Source organism: uncultured Alistipes sp., from assembly GCF_963931675.1.
In the GTDB taxonomy this organism is placed as follows: domain Bacteria; phylum Bacteroidota; class Bacteroidia; order Bacteroidales; family Rikenellaceae; genus Alistipes.
Genome location: NZ_OZ007039.1, coordinates 1,753,771 through 1,779,138, shown reverse-complemented (window position 1 = coordinate 1,779,138; position 25,368 = coordinate 1,753,771). Strand labels below are relative to the sequence as shown.

Here is a 25,368-nt window from a genome sequence, read left to right as displayed (position 1 = left end):
TCATTACCCGACATAATTTTTTACCGCCGCGGCGATCCGTTCGCCGTCGAGCGCCGCCGAGATGATCCCGCCGGCATAACCGGCCCCCTCCCCCGCCGGGAAAAGGCCTTCGACCCCGGGATGCATCAGCGTAGCGGGGTCGCGCGGGATCCGCACGGGCGTCGAGGTCCGCGACTCGACCCCGACCACCACCGCATCGTTGGTCACATAGCCCTTCATCCGCCGTCCGAAGGTCGTCAGCCCTTGCCGCAGGCTCCGGGCGATGAAGTCGGGCATCCAGCAATCGAGCCGCGAGGGGATGATTCCGGGGATGTAGGAGGTGGCGGACAGCGACCCGCTGGCGCGTCCGGCCACGAAGTCGGCCACGCGCTGTGCCGGGGCGATCTGGTGGTCGCCGCCCTCACGCCGGGCCGCCTCTTCGAACTGCTGCTGGAACTTCAGGCCGGCCAGTTCGCCCCATTCGCCGCGCAGGTGCTCGAAATCCGACAGCCGGATCTCGGTAACCAACCCGGAATTGGCATAGGGCGACGTACGGCCGCTGGGCGACATGCCGTTGACGACGGACTGCGCGGCATCGGTCATGGCCGGGACGATGAAGCCCCCCGGACACATGCAGAAGGAATAGACGCCGCGTCCCGCCTCCTGGCTCACCAGCGAATAGGAGGCCGCCGGAAGGTATTCGCCGCGCGTTTCGCAATGGTACTGGATCGAGTCGATCAGGGCCTGCGGGTGCTCGATGCGCACGCCCATGGCAAAGGGCTTGGCTTCGAGGCGCACCCCGCGGCGGTGGAGCAGTTCGTAGATGTCGCGGGCGGAGTGGCCCGTAGCGAGCACGACGGCCGCCCCTTCGATCCACTCGTCGCCGCACTGTACGCCGACGATCTTTCCGCTGCGGATTTTCAGATCCGTCACGCGGCTCTCGAAACGAAAAACGCCCCCGGCATCGAGAATCGTCTGCCGGATGTTCTGCATGATACGCGGCAGTTTGTCGGTCCCGATATGGGGGTGAGCTTCGAAGAGGATTTCGGGCGTGGCACCGTGGAAGACCAGGGTCTGCAGCGCCTTGTTGTAATCGCCCCGTTTTTTGCTGCGGGTGAAGAGTTTCCCGTCGGAGAAGGTCCCGGCCCCACCCTCGCCGAAGGCATAGTTCGAATCGGGATCGACGGCTCCGTTGCGGTTGATCTGCGCAATGTCGCGTTTGCGGGCCGAGACGTCGCGGCCGCGCTCCAGGATGACGGGCTTCAGGCCCAGTTCAATCAGTCGCAGCGCGGCGAACAACCCGGCGGGTCCCGATCCGACGATCACCACCTCGGTGCGTCCGGCGACCGACGGATAGTCGAAATGTACGGGAGCGGGCTGTGGCTCGCGGTCGACATAGATTTCGAGCGAGAGGTTGACCTTGACCTGTCGCTGTCGGGCATCGATGGATCGTTTCACGACCCGCACGAGCGCAATCTCATCTTCGCGGATTCCCATGCGGCGGGCAGCCAGCGAAGTATAATACCTGGCATCGGCAGCCTGTCGGGGCGAAAGGACGAGCGTGAGGAGTTGGGGCATTCTACAAAAATTACCTACAAAAGTAACCAAAAAAGCTGGATAAATCGGATTTCGGGATTGTGAATTGTGAATTTTTATCTACCTTTGTCGAAACGGATGCGGATATGGTGTAATTGGTAGCCACGTCAGACTTAGGATCTGATGCCTTACGGCGTGGGGGTTCGAGTCCCTTTATCCGCACAAAGGAGCCTTTTTCGAGGCTCCTTTTTTTGTGGAAGCCCGGATGCAAAACAAAGCAAAACAGTTGTATATCAACATATTAAACAATTCAGCTAGCATCCCGACCTCCGCTCCCGAAAAGTATTTCGCCGAAAACCTTCGGGTGGCAATTTGGTGGCAAAGGGGTCAAATCGGGAGCCAAGCGAGCAAACTGCCACCTTTTTTGTTTATAATGCATTGAACTGCTGCATTTTGCATCGCAATAGATTTTTCTTGTCAGCGTTTTGTTAACCTCTAAATTTTACAAAACCATGAGACAAGAGAGTTTCAGGATTCTCTTCCTGATGCGAAAGGGAAGAACGAAAAAAGACGGATTCGCAACCATTTATGCCCGAATTACAACGGGCAGTTTCCGTCAGGAGATCTATTTCAACAGCGAGGGACGACCCGAGTTGTGGAACCAGCGAAAAGAACGAATGATGGGGACCACCCGTCTGTCGTTGAAGATCAACGAAATGCTGGACGAATTCCGTGTACAGATCATCGACATCCGCAGCAAACTGCTTGCCGAAGGTTTCGAGGCCAATGCCCTGCAAATCAAACAGCGTTACTTCAACCCGCTCAAACACACCTTGATGCTGATCGCGGGGCTGGGCGACTACGTCCAACGGCGGCAGGCGTTGGTCGACCGAATTGATGCGCTGCTCACCCGAATCGACAAACTGCCATGATTGCCAAACTTTCGAAAGGCGGCTCCTTCGGCGGAGCCGTCCAATACATTTTCGGTCCCGGGAAGGGCGCCGATTGCCTGGCCGGGATGGGTGTTCTGTTCAAGGACACGCCCTCCATCATCCGCGGATTCGAACGGCAGGCTGCGCAGAACCCCAGAGTCTCGAAACCCGTGGGACACGTCGTACTCTCCTTTTCGCCTCGGGATGCCGCCCGGTTGGACAACCGACTGCTGCTCTCCATTGCGGTGGAGTATCTGGACCGGACGGGGATCAAGGATACACAACTTATCATCGTCCGCCACCGCGACCGGGAACATCCCCACCTGCATATTCTCTTCAACCGCGTGGGCAACAACGGACGGACAATCTCCGACCGCAACGACCGTTACCGTTCGGAGCGGCTCTGCAAGCAACTGACCGCCCGCTACGGGCTCTACTTTGCATCGGGCAAGGAACAGGTCAAGGAGTTCCGGCTGCGCGGAGGCACCTCCGACGTGCAGGGGGTCGTGTTTGCCAAAAACGGCTACCCGTTCAACGGTTCGAAGATCGACCGGCAGTTCAGCTATTCGAAAATCGCCACCGCACTGGATCGGAACAGCCGACAGGCGCTTGCTCCCGAACGCCAATCGGCTCCGACCCTGACACCCTCGTTCAGCTACCTGCTGGACGATTTGCTGCGTCCGAGGTTTGATCCCGACGAAGTGGAACAAACCCAGCAGGAACAACAGCGCAGACGCCGCGGGCGACGACGTTAAAAAAGAATACTACTTAAATACGATTTCTCCAATATACAATCCAATCAGAGTATTACCAACAATCGAGGGGCGAATAAATCCCCTCGATTCTGTTTTTATTGAGGTGAAATGATTACTTTTGTTAGAGTATATCTAAGTACATGACAAAAATTTGAATACATCAAATTTCGGGACATAAATTGGTCGAAAAAGCACGTTGGAGATTTCCTCCAAGCCGTACTTTACTAAAGATTTGGCTTTACGTCCATGTTTCAATGTCTTTATAGGCTTTACGTTTTCATCTTTATGTTCCCCAACGAGATACGCCCATACAAGAGCAATACAAACCATTGCCAGAAGTCTTGCAATCCGCTCTGTGTCGCGCAAATGCGTGTCTTCGATATTGAATCCGGAGGATTTCATAGCCCGGAATGCGGTCTCGATCTCCCATCGCCTTTTATAAGTGTCGACACCCTTTTCCGGGCGTTTGAAGCAGATGAGGATCTGAAGTTCAGGCACACCGTCGGAGTTCTTGATTCGGCTTCCGGCAAGATAAACGTACTCACCTTTGTGCAGGAAAAGCTTGTAATAAAATCTTTCCTGCCCCACTTTCAGGGAATTGAAGAGCCACCATGCACGGATTCTTTCCCCTGTGGAAGGCTTGACAAGCCAGAAATTCTGCCGGATCCGGATATAATATCGTATATGATTGCGGTTGAGCCAACCGATCCAATCCTTGCCGACAAACTCCCGGTCGGCAACAAGAGAGTCGATGCATTCGGAGCCGAACAGCCGGACAAATCGTTCAACGATTGCCTTGCGTTCCTTCCAATTGGAGTTCCCTTTCTTAGGCAGAAGGCTGAACATCAATGGGAATGCAATCCCCTTGTATGCCACGCCGAGCATGAGGATGTTGATGTTGAAATCACCGAACTTCCAGTTTGTACGGTCCATGCTCAGCACCAGCCCTGTCTTGACGGGAAGCAGAGAGTATATCATCTGCGCCACAAGGTCAAAGTTGAGGGCGTACTTGGCTATGAATCTTTGAATGCGGCGAAGGTTGGAGTCCCTTTCAACAGAGGTTGGCATTGCCGCCGCGAGTTTATGGAGGCTTACGGTCTGTACTACACACAGGGCATGGAGCATGAAAGCCATAAACTTTATGCGGGCCAGATTCATCGATTTCCCAAAATGTTCTTGCATCATCGGAAGGATTTGGTTAACTTTGCCCAAGTCCTTAAAGTCAGTTGTCTTCATACGAAAAAGCGGGCAAACTTTTCTTTAAAGATACTGATTCTTAGGGACTTTTGCAAATATAAACAACTAATAATTAGGCATATAACAACATAATTTATATTTTGTCATCTACTAAAAGAGTATATATAATCTTGCACGATGAGCACATTCGCCCAAATTCTGAATAAATTCCGCCAAGACGCCTTTTCCGAGCACAATATTGGATTGAGAATGACACGAACGACTGGTGCCGCGAGCACGACGACCCGAAATACATCTACAACCTGCTGCTGCGCATCATCACCGTCTCGCTCGAAACGATGATGCAATTTATTGGGATGGGGTAATAAAATATTGTTGTTGTGCAGATAATCGTAGAATCTATTTCTTGATATTCCCGTCATCTTGGCTATCCGCAAGGCGGACATTGGTGTGGTGGCATATAGGCGTACTGCCTCGGCATACTTCTCCTTTGTTTCCGGCGAGGGGGGGGGCATGGAGTGTACCCCGACCTGTTATCTCGCCCTTGCGTTTCTGTCCGACCGCCTTCTCGCGTATCTTGATGCGTCGCTTTACCAAATCCTTGTGGTAAAACAGCAGGTGCTGTTCCAAACCGGCATAGGAGACACCGCAGGAGTCAGCGACCTCCTGTGTCGTGATATATCGGTCCGAACGCAGAAGTTCCACAGCCTTGGAGTACTGTTTCTTACAGTGCTGGCGTGTATCTCGTGGCAGGTTGTCGCCCAATCCCAGTCGCTCGCGGTACTTCTCCTCCGTTTTCGGCTTGGTAACTCGAGGAGAGCCGGTTTCGTTATGTGCGTTATTTGGGGCGTTCATCATTCTTTGGGTGGATGGAACTTTCGGACAGCCATGCCTCGATCCGCTCCGCCGAAGCATCTTTGAGTATTACACGTTTGTCTACATCGAGCAGGTAGAGGGTGGGCATTGCCTTGAGGTCGTACACCTGTTCGCGGGTGAGCCGCTGCCCGGCATCGTAGCCGTCTATCCAGCGGGCGGGGAATACCGCCCGCTCCCATGCGGCGGTCTTTCCCTCCACGCAGATGGAGAGCAGCTTCAGACGACCGGACTCCAGCAGTCTGTTCACGGTCGGGGACGAAGCGAGCCGCTCCTTCACGCGGCGACAGTCCTCGCAATCGGGGTCGTTAAAGTACAGCAGGGTGTGTTCCGCCTTTATCTCGGAAAGGCACACGCGTTTGCCGTTCCGACAGGTAACGATAAAGTCCGCCGCTACGTCGCCCGGGCGATTTTTCAATGCCATTTCCAGCAGGTAGCGGGGACGGAGCTTGTCGGCCTCGTCCAGTCGCGGGTTATTCACTAATGCACGCAGCACGAGGATATGCAGCTCCTCATCGTGCATGGGCGAATTGGGTTCGTAGAGATACTTGTCTGCCAGCGCGATAAAGTGGTAAAGCATCTCCTTCTTTGCCAACGTGCGGCTGAAGAGGGTATCGACGGCCTGCTGCGCCTTCGGCGTGTAGGGCAATACACTGACAAAATCGACAAATGCCTGCTCGGTGATTTCGGGTCGGGAGATCAACGACGTGTCTGCGAAGTCGAAATGGTCCCAATAGTGCAGGGAGAGGTATGCCGCACGGTCCTCCGGCGCCGTGAGCGTGTCAGGCACGTCAGGCAGGCGGAACGTTTTTGTCTCTTCTCGTTTCTGGGCATACGAGCAGGATTCGATCCCGATACAGAAGAGACATGCGAGAATGGTAATATTCAATATCTTCATTTATCTGTTATCCGTAGCATATCTGATGAAAAACTCCGAACGTGGATGTGTCCGGAGTTTTTCGCTTGTGATTATTTCGATGTATTAGTTTTCCGGCGTAAGCGTGATGTTCGTATTGTTGAACAAGTCTGCCAAAGTTCCTCCGTCGGCATGACCGTGGTAAACCTTGCCGTTCAGTTCGTAGTGGAACTGTACCTGATCGGTATACCAGTTGAACGCATACTCCTTGCGCAGACGCAATTCGTATTGACCATCGGCAGTTACGGTTACGGCACCAATACGGCTGTTGTTGCTGACCCGCTCGAAAGCAACGAATGCTCCGGCAGGCACAACCTGTTCGGCACCGTTGTCATCCTTGTATTTGAGCGTTCCTGTAATCGAACTGTTGGTTACGCGGAATGTCTTGGAGTAGAACACCACCTGCTCCTGATCGGAAGAGATGACAATATCGCCTGCACTCACCGCCGTGTTCGTGACAAACGGCAGAACCTTGCGCTCGCCCGACTGGTCCACTCCTTCTGTGTCATCTTGATTCAGAGCCTCGTCTGTGCCGTACTTCCGTTCTTTCTCTCTGTCTCTGCTCGCCGTGTAGATGAAACGTCCCGGAATGGTAGGATGGGCTTTTAGCTTGTCACCGTCCAGGTTGTATTGCGACAGGCGTCCCTCGTCGATACGCAGCATCGGCGCGTCGATGTAGATTTCGAACGTAGAGCCGTAGATCTCGAATTCTTCGTCCTTGAAAGGATGGACGGATTGGCCGTCCGAACCTCTGAAGCTCGTCAGGTCGAACGCAATGTCTACCTGCTGGTCGGGCTGGTAGGTCCAATTCAGCTCTGTAACCTTTTCGGGGATGTCGTCGGTACCCGAACGGTCCGGCTCGTCGGCATCTCCTTGCCACCCTGTATTGGCATAGTTCACACGTGCGCCGAAACGGAACGGATTGTAGTTAGCCAGTTCGAAAGTAACGCTTCGGTACTCGTTGCCGTTGTAGTAGCCCTGCGCATCCCCGTTAGCCGGGATTATCGCCGGGTAACTGTGCAGGTTGGAGGCGATACGCACCACCTCGTCGCTCTTGGCCTTGTTGGTGTACATATAGACGGAGTATTTGCCGGTTCCGTTCGGACTTACAAATTCTCCATTCGAGTTAAGATATTCCTCCTTGGGCCGGAACATCATCATGCGTCCACCCTCCGGATTGTTTGTATGCCACCATGCGTCGGAGGCCGTGGCGTAACGATCGAACTCGCAGTCATAGTCCATGATTTGACTTTGGGTCTCGCTGAGGGAGTTCAGGTTCTGCGAATAGAGCAGGAACTCCACATATTGCCCCGCATTGACAGGCTCACCTTCCCGATGGGCATCCGGATTGTCTATCGGTTTTTCCCGCAGTTGCAGGTCGAACGTCACACGGGCACCGCGTTTCTGGGGCACCAAGCGGTAGAGCACATACTCATCGTCCGCGAACTCCCCGGAATTGTCGCTCGTATTTGCACTGTATTCCATCAGACCCTCCACCGTTATGGTACGGGTATGATCCGTAAATGCGAAAGTACGTGTCATGGTCTCGAAGTGCTCCGCTTCGATATAGAGCGTTCCGGTGTACCCGGCATCCTGCTCAAGAATATTCTCGAAATAGACGCGCTGCACACCCGGTTTTTCAACCGTATAGACGTACTTGTAGTCCGGTTCTGTCGGGATGTCGCCGCTGCTGTACCATTCCTTGTCGCCCTCGCGCACCACGGATAACGCCATGCCCGACTCGGCACGTATGTCCAGCTCGTTTACGGAGATGTACACCTTCATCGGGAACAATTCCTCCGGACAGCTTTCGGGTACGGTGAACATCACCGTCACATGTGGGCGCCCTTGGGTGGGATCTGTGTTGTTCAAATCGTTATACAGCGCCGTGCCGACCCATGAAGGGGTGAACGACTGTTTCTTTACCGTGATGACCCTGATCTTGCGCTGCAGCTGCCCGTGTTTCACGAGCAGGGTACCCTCCAGTTTCTCGTTATCGCCCAGAGGAAGCAGCGAAAGCAGAATGGTACCGTTGCCGACGCCAGCTTCGATGGTAAAAGCATTATCGATGGTTTGTCTTGCTACCGAGTTCTCGATCCATGTGATTTCGGGCCTGTCGGCATCCGTTATCTGCGTCCCTTTCTTGCCCGTAAGGGTGTATTTGAGCTGGAATTTCTCAGTTCCTATTTCGTCCGCGTCTATCACTACGTAGGTCTCGGCGACCGAGAGGATGTAATTCTGGTTCTCCACTTCGTTCACGTCGTCGGAGATGGATATCCAGACGTTGTTTGTGGCCGCTGCCGTCAGTGCCTCTTCGAAGGTCTCTTGTCCGTATGAAAGCGGGCCGGCGATGTTCAGCTTGTAGTGGTGGTTACGGCGTACGAGTATTTGCTCGCCATTCTCGTCCACCAGCATGATGCGGTAATACTTCTCCGCGTTCTCTCCTGCAGCTTTTCCCCGTATGATGATGCTGACGGGGTCGTCCGAGCGGTTCTCGCTCTCGAAGATATACTGGTTCGTGGCTGTGGTCACATCCGTGATGTCGCTCATCTTGGCATCTTTCAGGGGAAGCGTGACGAAGTCGTCCGTCTGCCACTCTTCCCACGTGAAATTGAAGCCTTTTTCGGGGTGGTAGGGAGCCACCGTACCGAAAGCGTTGGTGTTGTACGCTACGAATCCCGAAACGACAATCCACGGGTTGGTCGTTTCGGTTACCTCACCGGCTGCATAGGTCGGGTTTACCACCGAAACCTGCGCATGGTTGCGGAGCATGGTTATCGGGTTTCCGGCATCTTTTATCTGATCGGCAATGGATGCATCGTTCTCACTGTCGCAAACGAAGCGTCCCCAGTAGATCATCCGTCCGGACGAGCCTTCGAGCAGCGCCATCACTTCGCTCTCGGAGCGGTTGCGGAACTGGTCCTCCTTGAAGTCCGTCATATTCTGGTTTGCCACAAAATGGATGGCCCGGGTGTTTTCGGGCACTTCGGCGGTAAATGATCCCGTGGTAGCGGTCGTTGTCGAAACCGTTGCCGAGGCGGTCGTGATGAAGAGACCGTAGCCGTCGAAGCAGAACAGCGTCATGTCCTGCACACCGCCTCCGTCGGGGTCCACCGAACGGGTCAAAACCTCCTGCATGGCAGGGACATCGGCATTGAACCGGAGTGTCACATAGCCTTCGCGTGCTGCTGACAGCGGATCCAGCAGGTCGTCTTTTCGACAAGAGACCAGCAGCACCGCCAAGGCAGCCAAGGCTATTGCCGTATGAGATATTCTTTTTATCATAGCCTTATCCTTTTATCTGTTCTTCGGCACTAATTGTCGGTCGTTTTGTCATCGTAGGCGTCGCGGATGCAGCGGATGGCTTGATCTCTCGGATTCCAAACTCCGGGCTTAGGCACAAGACCGGATGCACTCCAATACCTGTTGCCGGAAAGCACTTCATCCATTACCTCCGAATCATTCTGGAACTTATATATGATGTTTATTTCGGCCTCCGTAGGCAGTCGCCAGTCATCGTATACTGTTCCGTCTCTCGTTACCTCCACATAGTGTTTGCAATGCTGTGCCGCACCTTCTCTTGCGTCTATAGCTAGCACCGCACCCAGTTGCGACGCGAGCATGAATGACGGCGATACCAGTTCGGCATTGTCGGGACCATCGTCGGTATATCCGTTCTCATCAAGCCTCGGTCTACCCAAGGTATATTCGCCCGATGAGGCGGTTATCTGTACATGGTACATACGGTGGTTGTTAAGACCGATAAAAGCTGTAGTGGTGTTATAAGTATAACTATATATCCAACGCCCTTCACGACGTTCAGTCCAATTGGCATATCTAATACTGGACAAACCGGAAGTTGTATTGAAATCCTGTGCAACTTTTGACCCGAAGAACTGATCATTAGAACCATTCTTAGTATATGACCAACTGTTGTTCTCCCATGAACATGCGCATCTCCACGCATCGCGATCATCGTATGGTACTTGTGCTGAAGCATATTCTGTGCCCTTATTGATACTCTTTCCGGCGAGCAACAGCCAAGTTGTAACTCCGGATGTGCCATCGGATGCCTCGCTCTTAAAGTCATCCCGATATGAATAATGGCCTTCAACATTGGTTATATATGTCAAGGGGTACTGTGCGACCGTAACCGAGCGGGACTGTCCGGTTTCGTTGGTTACGGTAAACTCGATATAGCGCACCGCATTGTTCTCTGGTACGTCACTGAACACATCAATACTACCACTAATGCCTTTGTCGGGGGTGATACGGATTTTGCACAGATTACTCCATGTGGTTGTTTCCTCTTCCCAAGGCCACCACCCAGAAGAAGTAGTCGTTTTCACACCCCATACGTCGCTATCTGGATTATCGGGGTATCTTTTCTCCAATGTTTGTTCCTGTCCGAACTTATTGATATAGTAAACTTTGGTAATTTCGGCTTTTACCTCCGACGATGAAGAGAACTGCAGGGTCGTATAGTCCTTATCTATGTTGTGCATCTCGAACTCCTCCTCGTTGAGCGTGAGGTATTCCGGACGGTCGGTCTCGCCGCCGATGTCGATGGTCTGTTCATCCCACTCCCGCACCGAGTAGTCTATCGGCCCCAGTTCGACCGGCTCTGAGGGGTCGGTACCGCCCGGAACGTTGAGCGCCAGCGAGACCTCGTAGCAGGTGTTACGTTCCAATGCCGTACCCTCGCACACCGGAATCTGGTAATAGTTGTTTTCGTGAGGTACTTTTACGGGGTCGTCCACAACAGCGCCGCTCTCATCAACATAGTCGCCCTGCTCGTTGTGCAGGATGGTGGACATCGGAATGTTCACAATCAGGCGCGTCTCCTTTTCCAGCGAGCTTGCGTTATCCCAAGAATGGGCGTATGCGTAAGCCGTAACGGTAATCAGTGTATAGGGTCCGTCCTCCGTATCCTGCGTCCATTTGAAATAGTCATTGGAAGTCATGACCGTTGTGCGTAAAGCCGCTTCGGCGTTCACTCCCGTCAGAACGGAGGTGGAGTAAGGCGAGTTGCGCAGGTAGTAACCGGCACCGGAGATGCTATTGTCGAACTCCACGAACTGACCTTTGTTAATCTTTATCACGAGCTTCGCGGCGGCACGGCGCAGTGTCGCTTTCAGCTTCGTGTCGTTCGACATGTTGCCGTCATTCAGGATAACCTCTGTGGCTGTGCTGCCATCAAGGTGCGCCATGCCGTCCATAAGAAAGGCCTGCGGGACATTTTCCGCCTCCGGACAGCCCGTCATGTGTATATCACGGTCTGTCTGTTCCAATTGCCGTAATTTAGTCATGTCGAAATCATCGGCAGCAAACACTGATACGTCCGCAGTGCTGTTGGCAATGAGGTATACCTCGTATCCCGCGTTTACCTCGAAATCACTCCTCTTGGCCGACAAAACAATCGTTCCGTTGCCAGTATCGCTGCCGCCGATCCGTTCGTGGTGCTTCTTGCTGCCGTTTTCATCGAAGATAAGCACGTCGATATGACTTACCCTGACTTCCGCACCGGTGGCTTCCGTGTTCACTGCACGGCTTATGGGCAGCGACCCTGACGAAAGATCGAGGATGATGCTGTTGCCGTCTCCTGTGGCGTTGCCGCCGGGAATATCGTACTCCTTATCGCAGGCGGTAAAAAATAACACCGCACAACACGCAATAATATGGTATAATAGTGGTCTCATAGCTCATCAGTCATTGGTAGATTCATTTTCACCTATGGGCGCTTCAGTCTGTTTTATTACGATGACCTCGGCGATTTCGCTTCCCACCCATTTCAGATTGTTGGTCAAGCCGTTGATAAGCAGCAATTGACTGCCGTCGGTACTCCAGCTGCGGTCGTAGGAGATAGCCAGACCTACTTCGTCATCCACATTGTCTGCATTCAAAGCGCTTAACGTAATGTAGTAGGGTTCGGAGGATGCCACGAGCCTGTCTACCATCTTATCGGTTTCTGTCTCTGGTTTTACAAGCGGGTCATCCGGATGATTGCTATACAGATACGTTTTGGTGGAGTTGCCATCGGTTGAGAGCTGGTACACCCGCACTCTAAAATCCGCCTGTGTTCCGTCCACAAGTGTCGGAGTCCATTTCTGGCCGGTCGGGCCCGTAATCTGGAACTTGAAGGTGTAGCTGCCCTCGTCGGTCGCGGAGTACCATACTTCCGGCTGGGGATATTTTTCGCTGCCTGTCAGCGTACTCCCGTCTTCCGGCTGTATAGGATTGGTATATTGCGGGTAGTTGAACTCGATCTCGTATTCGCCGCCATCGTCCCAGTCGGCTACGGTATATTCAATGGTAATCTTGCCGTCGTTGCGCATCAGACAGCAGATGGTATAGTAGGTATTTCGCTCTACCGCAGGCATATGGACATAGCCGGTACGCGGTTCGTCGCCAAAGGCATAGTCTATCTTGAGGACATGCTCTTTTCCATCACTGCCCGGAATGTTCCACGTTCCGCCGTTGGCATACGGATTCTCGAAAGGATAGAACGGGGCGTTCAACACAGGCGTGTAGTTCTCGGGGTTACGTCTCTCCTCAGGAGTGATGTTGTCGGCCAGTGCTGCCGTTACCTCCCCTTCAACAACAGAGAGTTCTACATCGCCCGTAGCGCCTATACTTTTCAACTGCTCATCAGTCGGTGTCATCAGGTAGTTACGCATACGCATACCCGATTCCAGCATGGTCAGACCCGTTATGCGGAGCGGGGTGGTTTCGCCCTCGGCCTTGGCAGCGAATACGCCGAGCTTGCCGAAGGGACGTTTCAGTTCGAAAGAAAGGTTGTCGTAATCGAGCCACGCGTGTCCCTCGTGTCCGGGAGCGGTCGGGCTTCCCTGTTTCACATGCGTAAAGTCAAGCTCGTACGACTGGTTGTCGCAGAACATCGGCAGGCCATACTGGTGTATATTGGTCTGATAATTGGTGAACCACAGGTTTTTCAACTCTGATTCGGAAGTGCTTTCCGACAAAGTGGCGTTGGCACCTACCATTGCCCCCTCGTTTGCCACGGCGTAGAAGTCTACCGTCTGCACGCCGGAGGAGTAGAAAGTGAGGTCCATGAAGAATGTGTGCGGGGTTTCCGTCACGTTGTTCGTATAGTAGTGCCCCGCCGGTTTTCCTTCGACGAAGGCATAGACGCGGAGCGTATGGATTACCGACTCGTCATCGGTCGGCGTACCGTCGGCTTCGCTGACGGCGCGTGTCCCCACGTTGAGTTGCACGGCCACATTGTGCTGTTCCCCGAGCGGGGCGACATCTTCCTTGACACACCCCTGCGGCAACAGACAGCAGCTTACCACTGCAGCCATCATATAAAATATCTTTCTTATGTTCCGCATATCATTCGGTTTTAATCTGGTCTTACAACTTCGATGTACCATTCGGGCACACTTATCGTAATCTCACCCGACTTGAATTCGATGCGTATCGGTATGAGTACTTCGTGTTTGGAACAATCTATGACGGGATTGTCGGCAAGGAACTCTGCGAGATTGACCGTGGCCAGCGATTCGCCGCCGGGCGTCGAGCGCAGGCAAACATTAACATTCTCGTGGTCCTTATGCCGCATTATGTTAGTACGGGCCGTGAGCAGTCCGGCCTCATATTCGGTTTCAAGCAAATAGTCGGTTGCCTCTCCGCATGCACGATTTTCGAAATCGGTGCAGGGTGAGACTCCGCAAATTTCCAACACAGGCATGGAGCCTGCACGGCTTTCCTCAGCGGGAATTCCTGCCACTTCCACCAACAGGTCGTAGTGAGAGCTGGCGAACTCTATGATTTTGGTCTGATCCTCCCCTTTGTGAACGCTGTACGGCTGCACGGTATAGGAGGTGGTGGCGTAATAAAGCGAATCATTGCCGGCAACCTGTTTCTCGTCGAAATAATCCCCGGCAGCGAAGAGCATCCGGCCGTAGTCACCCGTTTCGGTGCCTTCGACCCTCGTGTCGTGTGTGTTCCCCAAACAGATAATCCGGTAATCACCAACAGCGAGCGGGGGAAGCGTCGCCGTCCGGCTTGCAACTTGTTCCTTCGGTAAGATACTCGAATTGACGCATCGATTCTCTGCATCGAAAACGAACATCTCTACCCTGCAGATCTTCTCCGGGAATATCTCCGTGGTGCCATCGCCTTTGTAGCTGAGCAGCAGTTTGTTCGTATTCAGACAGGCATCCAGATCCTCACGGATGCAGGACGTGGAAGCCCCTGCAAGCATCAGGCAGAAAACTAATTTCGTCAATTTCATATAAATTCGATTGATAATATGCAAGGGCGAGTATACGCCCTTGCATATCGGGTTATCAGTGTCTAAAATTCAGGAGTAACAGGAACAACTGTCCAGTTTGCTACCGTTACTTTCAGCTCTACGCAACGCTCGGGCTGAGTGAAATCGTCATCAGAGAACGAATAGAGTACCCGGTAGATTTTACCGGAATTGAAAGCCTGAGAATTTGTAAACGTACCGCGCAGATAAATCGGTTCTTCCGCACCATCGGCAGTTGTTCCGTGCAATGTCAGCAACAACTCGGGATTGTTAGCGTTATCAGCCACATGTGCCAGTCCATATGTAATAATGTTCTCGGCACCTTCTCCGTTATCGGCAGCCACAGCACCACCGTCCGGAGCCTTCGGCTGCCCGGGTGTCAAGGTCAATTCAGTTTCCTCAGCAGACAATACATCAGCCCATGGAGCTACTGCGTTTTCAACCCAAGACCATAATGTATTTTTATCGGGGTTGCCGAAAACCTTACCCGTTTCAGATGGAGTCTTTGTTACAAAGTCGTACTTCGTGTAGTAGTGATTCAACGCTATTTTATTCAACTTCACAGAAGTGTACTTGTTGGTAGCGGGGTCTTCTGCCGACTCGTACTCGAACCCGTAGATTTCGAAACGGGATACGCGCGGTTCCAAGTTTACACTTGCCTGATAAACATTTTCGTGGGTTTCATTATCCGGTGCACCGCCTTCTACCAGGTCATCCTCCCCGTAAAGGGTATATTTGGGGTGACCGTTTTCTGAGTCATTCGGAACATCTTCAGTCTTGTTTTCAAGGGTTGCGTATTCGATATTTCCCTGGTTACCCACGACAACTACCTTGGCTGTCTGATAGGGCAGGAAGTGAAAAGTAAGGTCTTTTCCCGATGCTGCTATCCCCGCCCAAGTGTCGTCAGTGCTGGCGAAATACACCTGTTGATCCTGACCTTTATACTGGGGAACAGTTATTGGTGCTCCGCCAGCATCCAAGAAAAATATCTTGAAATCAGTCAATTCTACTTGTGAGCCATTCTGCATTGCGTCACCCACAGCGCGTGTTCCCGGAGCAGGTGCGAGGTTAGGTAACTTGACTGTTACTCTCTTGGGCTGCATGTCCGTAGGTCCGCCCATTTCGTTCTCGTTCTTGTCGCACGCGACAAGAGTCATTGAGGCTGCAAGAGCCATCAAGATTAAGTTTCTTGTTCTCATACTTGTTTTGTTAAAAGTGAATATTGGGTTTAATCTTTTTCAAGCGGATTACAGCTGGTCGATTACCTGCCGCACCTCTTCGAAGTTATGGCGGGCGGTCTCGGAGCCTGCCTCGGCTGCACGCCGGAAAGCAACCTCCGCCTTGTCGTACTTTCCGGATTTGGCGTATGCCACACCAAGGGTGTTGAGCAGTTCCGCCGTCTGCGCAGCCGTTTCGGACTTTTCGAGCAACTCTATCGCCACATCGTACTCCTCACGATCTATGGCATTCACGGCATTCTCGTTGAGCGCGGCGGGTGATGTCGGGAAATAGCGTACAGCCACAGCCATTACCTTGTCGTACTCGGGTGTACCTTTGCCGTATGCCCCCGCAACCTTGTACATCTCCGACAGGCTCAACAGATCGGGACGGGTCTCGATCTGCCGCTTGGCCTCTTCGAGGTCGAAGTTGCGCACGTTGTACTCGATACGGTACTCGTTGCGGCGCAACACGGGATATATCTCGTTGAGCAGACGCTGGTAGATGGTCGGCGGAACGAGTTTCTGGAGTTGCAACTCGCAGAAATCGCGCTCGTTGGGGTAACGTTCGATAATCGCATACACCGAATCGCGCTTGAGCAGTCCCGGGTAGTCGCCGAGCACACGGACAAAACCTTCCCAGTCCTCACCTTTCCAGTCCACGTGAAGCAGGTCGGCGGATATTTGGTCGTGGGTGCGGATATAGTCCGTCAGAGCCTTGGCGCGGTTTTCGGAGAGCTTGAGGTTGTGTGCCTCGCTACCCTCGGGAGAGGCGTAACCGGTGATATAGATACCTGTGATCTTGACGTCGGCATTGTTCTTGACGAGCATGATGGAGTTCGATATCGTGTCCAGCTCGGTGCGGTTGTCCTTGTATTCGGGCAGTATCTTGTAGCTGTCCTGCCGGAACTGCAGGCGTGCGGTGCGGTTCTCGGCACGCACCTTCACGGGTTCGGGAGCGGGCACTATGCTGTCCAGCCTGTATTCAGGGACATACGGGGGCAGAACACCGGTCCACAGCTGACGGTCGGACTTGCCTTCACCGCAGTTCGTGCAGCCGTGTACCTCCTCGCGGATTTCGACCCGTCCGTCGAGCATCCAGCGCTCATAGGGCACCGACGCCGTGTAGTCGTAATCTTGTTCCTTGCCGTTGCGGCGGCGTATGATGACCTCTGTCGCATCGTCATGGTACGGAGGAAGATCCACGCTTTCGAGTCGCTGCGCCCGCAGGTATACCTTGTGACGGATACCGCCGTCGATCACGATGGGCGGGAAAGCCACTTCGCGGCTGTCGTCTGCAGACACCAGTATGGGGGTCAGCGCCACGGTGTGTTGCGTTTTAATTTTAGTCTTACTCAAATCTACGGTCATCTGCAGGCAGACAGTGCGCCCCTGCTTGACAACGCCGCCTTGACGGATTTCAATCGAAGAGAGATAGTCGGTTTTGTTCTCGGCATGTAACGCCATGGGGCTACATGCCAGTATCAAGAACAGTGTGGTATATATACGTCTCATAGTGGTTCCGTTATTTAATTATGTATATCAGGGAGATACCAGCCTTGGTGGGTCCAAAATAGTGCTTGTCGTTGCTGCCCTTGAACTTTCCGCAGGTGGCGCACTCGTACTTGTCGTAGTTAGTGTAGATGTAGCCCAGCCCGATGGTCGCTTCGAGGTTCCAGCGTTTGCCCAACAGCCACGAATAGCCATAGGAAAGTCCAACACCTGTCGCCCATCCCTGATAGCGGTGGTCCTTGGTGGACTTGCTTTGGAATGGAACACGCACGCCGCTGATGTTGTAGAAGGCATAACCGCTGTGTAATCCAAAGAAATGGCCATTAAATTTTTCACAGAGCCAATACCGGAACTCCGGCATGACCATCCAGTGCTTTATCTTCTTGTTGCTGTCCTTATCCAGCGTCCACGGGTTGTAGCCCCCCGTGAGTTCGAGTGTTGTGTGTTTGCCCAGTCCGAACTCCGCACTCAAGTTGGGCGTGGTGGTCGCCCAATACAATAGATTGGTCTTTACCGCTACATCCTGTGCCTTAACGGAGCCCGAGCACCAACATAAGGCGAGGAAAACACCGAGAATCAATTTTTTCATGCTTACAATTTTGTTTTCTATAAACTCTTTGCCGCGACATAGCCATCAAGCAGACTTGAATCTCTACGCACGGCGGCTGTTTATTTCCTTCTTATTTATCTTGTTTGAACCAGCTTGACCGATTGTTTGCTATCCATATGCGAGGGCTTGTCCCCCCCCCATCACAATACTCCATTTTCAGGAAAGACCTCTTTTTTGATTACTACTTCTCTCTTTTGAAGAGAAGTGTATTCATGCAAGTGATTATATATCAGCGCGGTATAGTGTAAAATTAAACTAACTGACTCAACAAATTATGCTTATCGCAAAACTTTTTGCATGCAACAGGAAATTTTTCTGCTATTTTATTGTCATTCTCAGCGATTTATATATCTTTGCAGTTAATTACTACTTCTTTGTAGTTAATTACTACTTCTCTTCAAAAGAGAATTTTCCAATCTTATTGTTGGGCGGGAATCATACCTATGAGGTTGCAGAGATAAAAAGTCTCGCCGCAAAACACACCTTTGCAGATAGGTTACGGTGTTAATGCACCTGCTTGTTTACAGGGATTTCAGAATTAGGCTGTTTGCTTTGTCTATTGCGGATGTGTCGAGTGACGCCAGATAAATCAGCGTGGTCTTTTCCGAATCGTGCCCCATCGCTTCGCTGATGACGGAGACGGGGATGTTCTTGCTCTTGGCGATGCTTGCCCACCCATGGCGGGCGACGTATGTTGTCAGCGGGATGACCAGCCCCAGTTGCCGGCCTATTTTCTTCAGGTTCCTGTTCACCCTGTGTGCCTCGCTCTTGTACTGCCGCCTTTCATCCTTATCGCAACTCTTGATAACAGGCAGCAGGTAAGGTGTTCCGGAGGTGTCGTACTTGTTTATCAACTCCTGCATGGGTTTCTCCCATTTGATGAACAACTGTTGGTTGGTCTTATGCCGACGGTAGGATAATATGCCGTTCTGCAAATCTTTCTTTTTCAGAAAAGCCATGTCGATGAACGACATGCCGCGCGTATAAAAGGAAAACATAAAGATGTCCCTTGCGTAATCCATCAGCGGGTACAGGCTCAGGTCCAGATCTCGTATCTGGCGGATGACATTCAGGGGTACGGCACGTTTCACGGTCTTGTCAATCCCGGTATAGACGTGTTTGAACGGGTAACGCTGCACGGTAAGCTCCTTGTCCACCGCCCGGTTATATATTGCCCGCAGGTTACGCATGTAGAAGGAAATGCTGTTCGGGCAGATACCGTTTGCCTTGAGGTATGTCTCGTATGCCGTCATCAGGTCGGAATCCACATCGTCCAATGGAACGTCCCGCTCGTTGCGGAAGCGGGCGAAGCTATTGATGGCGGTCGTGTATGTGTCGGCCGTACACTGTTTGCCTATCTGTTTCAACTGCCCGACAAGATTACGGGAAAAGGACAGGAAACAGAGGTTGTCTGTCGGGGATCGGTATTTTGCCACCACCTCTTCCGCCGTATAGGTGTTGCCTGAACGATCAAGATGTGAAACGATGCTTCTCAGCCGCTTGGTATCTTCCTGCACGGCGGTCTTTAATGAAACCAGATAGCTTCTACGTGCCTCTCCGGTATCGGAAGGGAAAATGATTTCCTTGTTTTCTGCATCCCATTCCTGCGGGTACAGTTTGTAACCGATATGGATCTGCCTGGCCACTCGGTTGTGAATCACTTGGTAAAATAATGTGCCCTCTTTCGTTTCGGAAGCGGATGCACGGAATTTTATTTTCACTGTTGCCATAATAAAATATGTATATATTGGTGTTTTCATTTCAGTTTATGGCAGACAAGGACAGTCAGCGCAATGCAGACGGCGAGGAACACGACGAAACTGCCGAGCAGCTTCCACAGCCATACGCTGTGCAGGATACGAGGTGGTGCCTGCCCGGTAGCCGGTGTATGGCCGGACCGCCTCTCCTTGTACGCGGAGCGGAACCCGCTCTTGTGCGGGAGCAGGCGCGGGAGGTGTTATAACAGTTGCCGACGGGATTTGTCTGGCTGCCGGAGAAACCGCGTGCAGATTCTTCCACGTGCTTTCGAGCTTGCCCGTCATGAGGTTGCGCCCCTTTCCGAGTTCGGATGCCTTGTATCGGGCATTGCCTTTCTTCAGCACATAACCGCGCAATATCTGCCTGCTGTCGCGAAGCTCCCAAAATTCATAGCCCCTGCTCCGGAGACCGGCCACGTATCCGTCCCATGACCAGCTCGGCATGGATTCCAGAGTTTCTATGCAGTCCCGGTTTACCTGCTCGATGTTCGTCTCACGGACCTTGTCCGCGATAGTCCAGCCCCGTTTCAGGGCCACGCGCTCGGCTGCACGCTGCGCCCGCAGGTGGATGTCATGGTCGTTGTTGTCCTGTCCCTGCCCGTCGATGCGGCAGAACGTGCCGTGAAGGTGGGGAATGCCGCTTTGGGATTCCAGATGCAGGTACACCTTACCTTTGCTGCCTGCGAGGTTGGTCTTCGGGGAATAGGTCCTGCCGTTCCTGTCGAGCAGTTCGATGTTGTCGAACTCTTGGACGAAGTCGTCCCACAGCTTTTCCCAGTCGGCGATGCCGAAGTGTTCCGTGTGTTCCGGCGCGGGGCTGACCTCGATGCGGATGACGGAATTCTTGATCTGTCTGGACCCGGCCAGTGTCAGCTGCATGGACGCCCATACTCCCGCGGCATCCAGACCGGGCGGCAGCAGGTTGTCCTTGACATGGAAGATGCGTTCGGGATGTTTCCTGTTCCTCGATTCCCCCATGATATACCGGATGCCGTTTATCCCGTGGGAGATGGATTTCGCCTTCGTTATCATGGTTCCTCCTCCCCGTCGTCATCATTCCTTGTCCCCGCGGGCAGGCGGTTGGAAAGCCGTGCCTTGTCGAGTACGTCCGTGATACGCTCGGCCAGTTTCCCGAGTTCCTTGAGCCAGCCGAGCATGAACGGGTAATTGCCGAACATCTGCCTGCGCTTCTCCGGGCTCATGCCGCGGAGGGCGGACGTGTAGTTTACGAGGTCGCTGCGGCAACCGACAAGGGTCTCCATGATCGCCTCCTGCCTTGCCGTAAGCCCTTGCCAGCAGGTAGCCGCTGACGGTCATGTCGCACTTGTCGGCCATGCGGCGGATGTGCCGTTTCTGCTCCGCTGTGACCTTCGCGCCGATGTATTCGGTACGCCTGTCATCGGAAGGGAAAGGCGTGTATCGCTTGTTGTTTTCTGTCATAAATGTTGCTTTATAAAGGTTTGGCAGTGCGAGCTTGCGAGCGGCGCAACCGGCGAACTGCCAGTGAGCCGCGAGAGCGCCAAGGTAATACCGACCGAAGGGAGGTTAGACCTTGGCATATTTCGAAACTGAATGACATTTTCGGTTTTCCCACAGCGCACCTCCGCTGCCGGACAAATACCATCCAAAGGCCGTTTGTATGCCGTTCAAATGCCATCCGTGGCGGGATAACCTGCAACAGTTTCTCCGGAATGCCGCGTGCGGGAAATTACTTGTCCGTCACGGCATCGCCCGACACTCCGTTCCGGTTTGGCATCAGTTTCGGTTCCCGTTGGCAGCGGGCGGGGATTGCAGGTGCCCCCGTGCCTCCTCCGCCTTGAAATCGGAGGAGATTTTCATCAGCGCGACGCATCATCATCTTGTAGAGATAGCTCGGTTTCAGTCCGAGATACCGCGCCGCTTCTGCCGTTGTCATGAGGTTACGTTCATTCTCCATGTCGTTCCATATTTTATTTCTGTTCCTTGTCCGTATGGAAGAAGATCACGGTACTGCGTTTTAGACTTCTCTTTCTTCCGTTTCGGATGCAAAGTTAAGTTTGACCCAAAGTGCCCCAATGTGGCTCCTGTGGGAAAGTGCATATAACAGAAATGCCCACACTGCTGGTTTTCAACAGTATGGCGCATTATCGATGCCGGATGATGATGTCCTGAATGGGGAAACGGCGGGATGTTACAAGGCGAAGTCAAGCCGCCTTGCGTTTTCCACGGCTTTGTCTATGTCCCGGCGGTATTCGGACGCACACGTCACTGCGGTGCTTGTCGTAATAGGATTTCGATATGCCGCAACGCTTCAGGAATTCCTTCGCCTACAGCCTGCCGCGTTCGCGCGGGCGGATGGTCTGCGACACGGCAAGCACCATGTAGCAGACACTCAGGTTCTCTTTCGGGCGTACCGAGACATCCCGCGCAGTCGGCTTGAGGTTCATGAAGTTGGCGAAGTCGCTACCCGACAGGCACTCGAATATCAGCACAACGCTCAATCTCTACGTCCACCCAAATCTGGAACAAAAAAAACGATATATAGAGCAGATGTATCGTATCCTACGATAATCAATCACTTTATAAAAGATCCGACATTGGAATCAGATCCAATATCGGATCTTTTTTTACCCCCTCCCGAATCAATACGATCTTGAGAGGAGGCATTGTAAAATTTTAAGCAAATAAATGGTGAAACTCAATTTAATTTCTTATTTTTATGAGATAGAACAGTTTCACAGCCAGGTTGGGTTTCAAAACCTCACAAGCAAAGAATCCAGTCCAGCGCCAAATACTAAAAACATGAAGCGAATTTTACTTGGCATAATAACCTCATTGATCATCGGGGGCGTTTCGGCACAAGGGCGCCAGTGCCGGATCGACTCCATCTATTACAACCGATCCGGGAAAATCGCAGCAAGTCCCGTTTTTGCCGAATATCTGCGCATCGCACTCTATCCGGCAGACTCGACAGCCCGCAAAGAGTACAAGGATTTCTATCTCTCCGGGAAACTGCGAAGCGAAGGGTATTTCCTCCATATCGATTCGCTGGACGACAGCCGGACCCTCTTCGACGGCGAAAACAACAGTTATTACAAAAGTGGAAAGATTTTCGAGAAAAAGCACTATACGAATGGACAGCTTAACGGCAGTTATCAGCAATACGACGAAAGTGGAAAGTTGAAAATCGAAGCCTGCTACCTGGCCGGGAAGTTGTCAGGGCCGCACAAGACCTATAATGAAGATGGTTCATGCCAGATTGTGGAATACAACGACGGAATACCGCTCCACGATTATTATCTGCTGACAGACCCGCAAGGCAATACGCTCAAATTCCGCATGGCCGACGACATGCCCGTTTGGGAAACTCCATCTATTGCGGAACGGTTCATCGACTACCGGGATGGGACGCCATGGGAAGTTTATTATAAAAATGGTCTTACCATTGCTTTAACAAGTTCTGTCATTCGAGATTACGGGAAATGGCACCGAATAGACCTGATTCTATCGAATAATTCGACCACTCCGATTGAGTTTACACCGGAAACAGATATTATAGCCTATTCTGCAGACGAAGACAATAATACAAACGATTTACCGATCTGGCCTTGTGATGCATATCTAAAAAAAGTAAACCGTTCACAGACTTGGGCCGCAGTCTTAATGGGCGTGAGCGAAGGAATGGCCACAGCCGGAGCCGGATACGCTACATCAACCACATATGGATATAGTTCCAATGGAGGTTATTCCTCTTATACCACAACGACCTATAATCCTACGGTCGCTTATCAAACCAATCTGGCGTCACAACAACGTATCGCCAACTTCAGCCAAGCATTGCAAGATGAGCAGGATATCAAAAAAATGGGATATCTAAAACGAAGTACAATTTATCCAGGAGAGAGTATTTCTGGCTTTGTCCACGCCGAGTGGGTAAAAGGGAATCGGGTCGTATTTGTGATTAACATCGGAGGAGCCGAATATCTTTTTGAATGGGGATTCGACCGCAAAAACACCTACCTGCTCAATCAGTAAATAATAAAAAAATAGAAGCATCCAGCCGGAAACACAAAACTCACTCATCTCATTAGAAAAAGACAAGCGGCTAAATTTATCCTCCTCCACCTACCTGTCGAAACAGCCTCCCAGACCATTCCAGAATTGGAAAAATATTCAATCCGAGATATAGAGATTTACAGAATTCCAGATTTCTGGAGATCTCTAATAAACTACCGACATAACTACTTCAATCGTTGCTCTTTCAGCCGCAATAAATGCCGTTGGGGATCGAATCTGATTGCCTCGCCACTTGCTTCTCCAGCCCGAATAGCTGCCGGCAAGACTGCCAACCGGTAATCTTGTTCCATGTCATGCTGTTTTGGCCGATCCGAAGTCGCAGACTCTGACCGATATTTTGAGATGCAAAACTTTTTCATAAACTTAACCTATGGCCGAATCCAGTCAAGCGGCTATCTACCACCTTCGACCTATAGGACCAAATATACAAAAAAAACGCTTGCTTCCGCAAAATTTTCCGCATTTGGAGAATTTCGGGATTTCTCGTATTTTCGCAACAATGGACAACCAGACGCTTCGCCGTCCGAAGCGTCCCAACCGATTCATCCATGAAAGCCTATACCTACGTAGCACCGGGGCGATTCGAACTGCTCGACAAACCGAAACCCCAATTGCAGGGTCCCCGGGACGCCATCGTCCGCATCACGCTCGGAAGCATCTGCACGAGCGACCTGCACATCAAACACGGCAGTGTTCCACGCGCCGTGCCGGGCATCACCGTCGGACACGAAATGGTCGGCATCGTCGAGCAGACGGGTGCCGAAGTACGGGAGATACGTCCGGGCGACCGCGTAACGGTCAACGTGGAGACCTTCTGCGGCGAGTGCTTCTTCTGCCGCCACGGCTACGTGAACAACTGCACCGACCCCCACGGCGGATGGGCCCTCGGATGCCGCATCGACGGCGGACAGGCGGAGTACGTGCGCGTACCCTATGCCGACCAGGGGCTGAACCGCATTCCCGATTCGGTCAGCGACGAGCAGGCGCTCTTCGTGGGAGACATTCTGGCCACGGGATTCTGGGCTGCCCGCATCTCGGAGATCAAACCCGGCGACACGGTCCTGATTCTCGGAGCCGGGCCGACGGGACTCTGTACCCTGCAGTGCGTCCTGCTGCACCGTCCCGGACGGGTCATCGTCTGCGAACCCCAGTCCGAGCGGGCCCGGTTCGTCCACAAGCACCATCCTTCGGTGGAGGTGGTCACGCCGCAGGAGTGCCTGTCATTCGTGCGGGAGCGATGCGAACGGGGCGGAGCCGATGTCGTGATTGAGGCGGCCGGTGCCGGGGACAGTTTCCGACTGGCCTGGGAATGTGCCCGGCCGAATGCGATCGTCACCGTCGTGGCGTTGTACGACCGGCCGCAGATACTGCCCCTGCCCGAGATGTACGGCAAGAACCTGACATTCAAGACCGGCGGTGTGGACGGCTGCGACTGCGCGGAGATCCTGCAACTGATCGGCGAGGGGCGGATCGACACGACACCGCTGATCACGCACCGCTATGCGCTCTCCGAGATCGAGGAGGCCTACCACCTCTTCGAGGCGAAGGAGGAGGGGGTGATCAAGATAGCCATTCATCCCTAACGATCCGGATAAAATGCCCGTTTCCCGTCTCCTCGGCCAAAAGCCCGGAGAGGGCGGGAACGGGTTTGCGTGCGGAACAATCCGCATCAAAAAGGCAACTGAAAGGTTCGAAATACGTCGGAATTTTTTTACTTTTGTAAGAACCGAATCACACCCAAACCAAGGATTCC

The 25,368-nt window shown here is 52.7% G+C and carries 20 protein-coding genes, 1 tRNA gene and 2 pseudogenes; 6 read left to right on the top strand and 17 right to left on the bottom strand.

What is annotated here, in order from left to right; all coding sequences use genetic code 11:
- Positions 1 to 3: 3 nt before the first annotated feature.
- The gene (locus ABGT65_RS07530; protein WP_346701017.1) at positions 4 to 1,557 is read right to left on the bottom strand and encodes an FAD-dependent protein; all 1,554 of its coding nucleotides are present in this window, start codon (positions 1,555 to 1,557) and stop codon (positions 4 to 6) included.
- A 98-nt stretch (positions 1,558 to 1,655) separates the two neighbouring features.
- Between ABGT65_RS07530 and ABGT65_RS07525 the strand changes: the two genes are divergently transcribed.
- The 3 genes from ABGT65_RS07525 to ABGT65_RS07515 all read left to right on the top strand — a co-directional run bounded on the left by ABGT65_RS07525 (position 1,656) and on the right by ABGT65_RS07515 (position 3,202).
- A tRNA-Leu gene (locus ABGT65_RS07525) sits at positions 1,656 to 1,737 on the top strand.
- 290 nt (positions 1,738 to 2,027) lie between these two features.
- Positions 2,028 to 2,447 (top strand): Arm DNA-binding domain-containing protein, encoded by a 420-nt coding sequence (locus tag ABGT65_RS07520; protein WP_346701015.1) that lies wholly within the window; start codon positions 2,028 to 2,030, stop codon positions 2,445 to 2,447.
- The gene (locus tag ABGT65_RS07515; protein WP_346701014.1) at positions 2,444 to 3,202 is read left to right on the top strand and encodes a relaxase/mobilization nuclease domain-containing protein; all 759 of its coding nucleotides are present in this window, start codon (positions 2,444 to 2,446) and stop codon (positions 3,200 to 3,202) included. Before ABGT65_RS07520 ends, ABGT65_RS07515 begins: the two co-directional genes overlap by 4 nt.
- Positions 3,203 to 3,334: 132 nt before the next feature.
- On the opposite strand, the gene ABGT65_RS07510 is transcribed toward ABGT65_RS07515, so the two are convergent.
- The 15 genes and pseudogenes from ABGT65_RS07510 to ABGT65_RS07440 form a co-directional block, all read right to left on the bottom strand.
- Positions 3,335 to 4,438 carry an IS4-like element ISBf13 family transposase gene (locus ABGT65_RS07510; RefSeq protein ID WP_032528339.1) on the bottom strand — a complete coding sequence of 368 codons (1,104 nt, stop codon included), beginning with the start codon at positions 4,436 to 4,438 and terminating at the stop codon, positions 3,335 to 3,337.
- Positions 4,439 to 4,798: 360 nt separating this feature from the next.
- A complete protein-coding gene (locus tag ABGT65_RS07505; protein ID WP_346701012.1) occupies positions 4,799 to 5,254 on the bottom strand; it encodes a hypothetical protein in 456 nt (151 codons plus the stop codon).
- Positions 5,238 to 6,170, bottom strand: coding sequence for a DUF5106 domain-containing protein (locus ABGT65_RS07500; protein WP_346701010.1), 933 nt, complete (start codon positions 6,168 to 6,170; stop codon positions 5,238 to 5,240). The genes ABGT65_RS07505 and ABGT65_RS07500 overlap by 17 nt, the downstream gene beginning before the upstream one ends.
- Before the next feature lie 84 nt (positions 6,171 to 6,254).
- A complete protein-coding gene (locus tag ABGT65_RS07495; RefSeq protein ID WP_346701008.1) occupies positions 6,255 to 9,473 on the bottom strand; it encodes a hypothetical protein in 3,219 nt (1,072 codons plus the stop codon).
- A 29-nt stretch (positions 9,474 to 9,502) separates the two neighbouring features.
- Entirely contained in the window at positions 9,503 to 11,887 is a 2,385-nt protein-coding gene (locus ABGT65_RS07490) for a hypothetical protein (protein WP_346701006.1), read from the bottom strand.
- A 6-nt stretch (positions 11,888 to 11,893) separates the two neighbouring features.
- On the bottom strand, positions 11,894 to 13,540 hold the full coding sequence (locus tag ABGT65_RS07485; protein WP_346701005.1) for a fimbrial protein: 1,647 nt from the start codon (positions 13,538 to 13,540) through the stop codon (positions 11,894 to 11,896).
- A gap of 11 nt (positions 13,541 to 13,551) precedes the next feature.
- Positions 13,552 to 14,445: a FimB/Mfa2 family fimbrial subunit gene (locus ABGT65_RS07480; protein WP_346701004.1), complete on the bottom strand. Its 894-nt coding sequence runs from the start codon at positions 14,443 to 14,445 to the stop codon at positions 13,552 to 13,554.
- Positions 14,446 to 14,507: 62 nt separating this feature from the next.
- The gene (locus tag ABGT65_RS07475; RefSeq protein ID WP_346701002.1) at positions 14,508 to 15,662 is read right to left on the bottom strand and encodes a hypothetical protein; all 1,155 of its coding nucleotides are present in this window, start codon (positions 15,660 to 15,662) and stop codon (positions 14,508 to 14,510) included.
- A 48-nt stretch (positions 15,663 to 15,710) separates the two neighbouring features.
- The gene (locus ABGT65_RS07470; protein WP_346701001.1) at positions 15,711 to 17,195 is read right to left on the bottom strand and encodes a DUF3868 domain-containing protein; all 1,485 of its coding nucleotides are present in this window, start codon (positions 17,193 to 17,195) and stop codon (positions 15,711 to 15,713) included.
- A 10-nt stretch (positions 17,196 to 17,205) separates the two neighbouring features.
- Entirely contained in the window at positions 17,206 to 17,781 is a 576-nt protein-coding gene (locus ABGT65_RS07465; RefSeq protein WP_346700999.1) for a DUF3575 domain-containing protein, read from the bottom strand.
- Positions 17,782 to 18,323: 542 nt separating this feature from the next.
- Complete coding sequence (locus ABGT65_RS07460; RefSeq protein ID WP_346700997.1) at positions 18,324 to 19,532, bottom strand: site-specific integrase; 1,209 nt, start codon at positions 19,530 to 19,532, stop codon at positions 18,324 to 18,326.
- A 36-nt stretch (positions 19,533 to 19,568) separates the two neighbouring features.
- Positions 19,569 to 20,591: a relaxase gene (locus ABGT65_RS07455; protein WP_346700995.1), complete on the bottom strand. Its 1,023-nt coding sequence runs from the start codon at positions 20,589 to 20,591 to the stop codon at positions 19,569 to 19,571.
- On the bottom strand, positions 20,588 to 20,821 hold the full coding sequence (locus ABGT65_RS07450) for a hypothetical protein (RefSeq protein WP_346700994.1): 234 nt from the start codon (positions 20,819 to 20,821) through the stop codon (positions 20,588 to 20,590). Before ABGT65_RS07450 ends, ABGT65_RS07455 begins: the two co-directional genes overlap by 4 nt.
- A gap of 446 nt (positions 20,822 to 21,267) precedes the next feature.
- On the bottom strand, positions 21,268 to 21,495 hold the full coding sequence (locus ABGT65_RS07445) for a hypothetical protein (protein ID WP_346700993.1): 228 nt from the start codon (positions 21,493 to 21,495) through the stop codon (positions 21,268 to 21,270).
- Between the two features lie 234 nt (positions 21,496 to 21,729).
- A pseudogene (locus tag ABGT65_RS07440) lies at positions 21,730 to 22,021 on the bottom strand (hypothetical protein); the annotation flags it as partial.
- On the opposite strand from ABGT65_RS07440, the pseudogene ABGT65_RS07435 reads away from it, so the two are divergent.
- Positions 22,014 to 22,109, top strand: a pseudogene (locus tag ABGT65_RS07435) (site-specific integrase); the annotation flags it as partial. The pseudogenes ABGT65_RS07440 and ABGT65_RS07435 sit on opposite strands and share 8 nt — an antisense overlap.
- A gap of 117 nt (positions 22,110 to 22,226) precedes the next feature.
- A complete protein-coding gene (locus ABGT65_RS07430) occupies positions 22,227 to 23,573 on the top strand; it encodes a membrane-binding protein (protein WP_346700991.1) in 1,347 nt (448 codons plus the stop codon).
- A gap of 206 nt (positions 23,574 to 23,779) precedes the next feature.
- On the opposite strand, the gene ABGT65_RS07425 is transcribed toward ABGT65_RS07430, so the two are convergent.
- Positions 23,780 to 23,905: a hypothetical protein gene (locus ABGT65_RS07425; RefSeq protein WP_346700990.1), complete on the bottom strand. Its 126-nt coding sequence runs from the start codon at positions 23,903 to 23,905 to the stop codon at positions 23,780 to 23,782.
- Between the two features lie 258 nt (positions 23,906 to 24,163).
- Between ABGT65_RS07425 and ABGT65_RS07420 the strand changes: the two genes are divergently transcribed.
- The gene (locus ABGT65_RS07420; RefSeq protein WP_346700988.1) at positions 24,164 to 25,198 is read left to right on the top strand and encodes an alcohol dehydrogenase; all 1,035 of its coding nucleotides are present in this window, start codon (positions 24,164 to 24,166) and stop codon (positions 25,196 to 25,198) included.
- Positions 25,199 to 25,368: the final 170 nt, after the last annotated feature.

What these genes read in the sequence shown, in the direction of transcription:
- ABGT65_RS07430 (WP_346700991.1), top strand. Translation starts at nt 22,227, where the DNA reads ATGGTGAAACTCAATTTAATTTCTTATTTTTATGAGATAGAACAGTTT.
- ABGT65_RS07465 (WP_346700999.1), bottom strand. Translation starts at nt 17,781, where the DNA reads ATGAAAAAATTGATTCTCGGTGTTTTCCTCGCCTTATGTTGGTGCTCG.
- ABGT65_RS07485 (WP_346701005.1), bottom strand. Translation starts at nt 13,540, where the DNA reads ATGCGGAACATAAGAAAGATATTTTATATGATGGCTGCAGTGGTAAGC.
- ABGT65_RS07460 (WP_346700997.1), bottom strand. Translation starts at nt 19,532, where the DNA reads ATGGCAACAGTGAAAATAAAATTCCGTGCATCCGCTTCCGAAACGAAA.
- ABGT65_RS07475 (WP_346701002.1), bottom strand. Translation starts at nt 15,662, where the DNA reads ATGAGAACAAGAAACTTAATCTTGATGGCTCTTGCAGCCTCAATGACT.
- ABGT65_RS07455 (WP_346700995.1), bottom strand. Translation starts at nt 20,591, where the DNA reads ATGATAACGAAGGCGAAATCCATCTCCCACGGGATAAACGGCATCCGG.
- ABGT65_RS07420 (WP_346700988.1), top strand. Translation starts at nt 24,164, where the DNA reads ATGAAAGCCTATACCTACGTAGCACCGGGGCGATTCGAACTGCTCGAC.
- ABGT65_RS07500 (WP_346701010.1), bottom strand. Translation starts at nt 6,170, where the DNA reads ATGAAGATATTGAATATTACCATTCTCGCATGTCTCTTCTGTATCGGG.
- ABGT65_RS07495 (WP_346701008.1), bottom strand. Translation starts at nt 9,473, where the DNA reads ATGATAAAAAGAATATCTCATACGGCAATAGCCTTGGCTGCCTTGGCG.
- ABGT65_RS07445 (WP_346700993.1), bottom strand. Translation starts at nt 21,495, where the DNA reads ATGGAGAATGAACGTAACCTCATGACAACGGCAGAAGCGGCGCGGTAT.
- ABGT65_RS07505 (WP_346701012.1), bottom strand. Translation starts at nt 5,254, where the DNA reads ATGAACGCCCCAAATAACGCACATAACGAAACCGGCTCTCCTCGAGTT.
- ABGT65_RS07510 (WP_032528339.1), bottom strand. Translation starts at nt 4,438, where the DNA reads ATGAAGACAACTGACTTTAAGGACTTGGGCAAAGTTAACCAAATCCTT.
- ABGT65_RS07520 (WP_346701015.1), top strand. Translation starts at nt 2,028, where the DNA reads ATGAGACAAGAGAGTTTCAGGATTCTCTTCCTGATGCGAAAGGGAAGA.
- ABGT65_RS07450 (WP_346700994.1), bottom strand. Translation starts at nt 20,821, where the DNA reads ATGGAGACCCTTGTCGGTTGCCGCAGCGACCTCGTAAACTACACGTCC.
- ABGT65_RS07515 (WP_346701014.1), top strand. Translation starts at nt 2,444, where the DNA reads ATGATTGCCAAACTTTCGAAAGGCGGCTCCTTCGGCGGAGCCGTCCAA.
- ABGT65_RS07490 (WP_346701006.1), bottom strand. Translation starts at nt 11,887, where the DNA reads ATGAGACCACTATTATACCATATTATTGCGTGTTGTGCGGTGTTATTT.
- ABGT65_RS07530 (WP_346701017.1), bottom strand. Translation starts at nt 1,557, where the DNA reads ATGCCCCAACTCCTCACGCTCGTCCTTTCGCCCCGACAGGCTGCCGAT.
- ABGT65_RS07425 (WP_346700990.1), bottom strand. Translation starts at nt 23,905, where the DNA reads ATGGAACAAGATTACCGGTTGGCAGTCTTGCCGGCAGCTATTCGGGCT.
- ABGT65_RS07480 (WP_346701004.1), bottom strand. Translation starts at nt 14,445, where the DNA reads ATGAAATTGACGAAATTAGTTTTCTGCCTGATGCTTGCAGGGGCTTCC.
- ABGT65_RS07470 (WP_346701001.1), bottom strand. Translation starts at nt 17,195, where the DNA reads ATGAGACGTATATATACCACACTGTTCTTGATACTGGCATGTAGCCCC.